Here is a 433-nt window from a genome sequence, read left to right on the forward strand (position 1 = left end):
CTGCGCAGGGCGATGACGTGTACAAAGATGCTGGCGAAGTCAGCCTGGGCATCAAGTCGGCTGTAGACGTCGATGGTCGTACATTCGAAAACCTGCAGCTGGGCGATGCGGCCAAGGTTCAGGTCACCGACACCACTGACGAAGTGGTGGCCAAGCTGACTGCGACTCCTTCGGTTACCGAAGGCGGCGTAATTACTTACACCGTGACCCTGACCAACAAAGACGGTCTGCCGATCGACAAGCACGGTGCGCTGACCTTCACCCTGAACGACGGCACTACCATCACCGTTCCGGCGAACGGCACCACCGGCAGCACTATTGTCACTGCACCAGACAACGTCTATGTCGGCGCTAACGACGCCGTGATCAAGTCGATCGCATCGGTCAGTGGCACCGACGTCGGCAAGTTCGAACAACTGACCCTGGACAAGAC

General features: G+C 58.4%; 1 protein-coding gene. It reads left to right on the plus strand.

Annotated elements, in window-relative coordinates; genetic code table 11:
• Window positions 1-433: immunoglobulin-like domain-containing protein (locus QSV36_RS14640; protein ID WP_289132654.1), on the plus strand; the 433-nt coding region annotated here is incomplete at both ends.

Origin of the sequence: Pseudomonas sp. BCRC 81390 (genome assembly GCF_030341915.1) — a bacterium.
In the GTDB taxonomy this organism is placed as follows: Bacteria; Pseudomonadota; Gammaproteobacteria; order Pseudomonadales; family Pseudomonadaceae; genus Aquipseudomonas.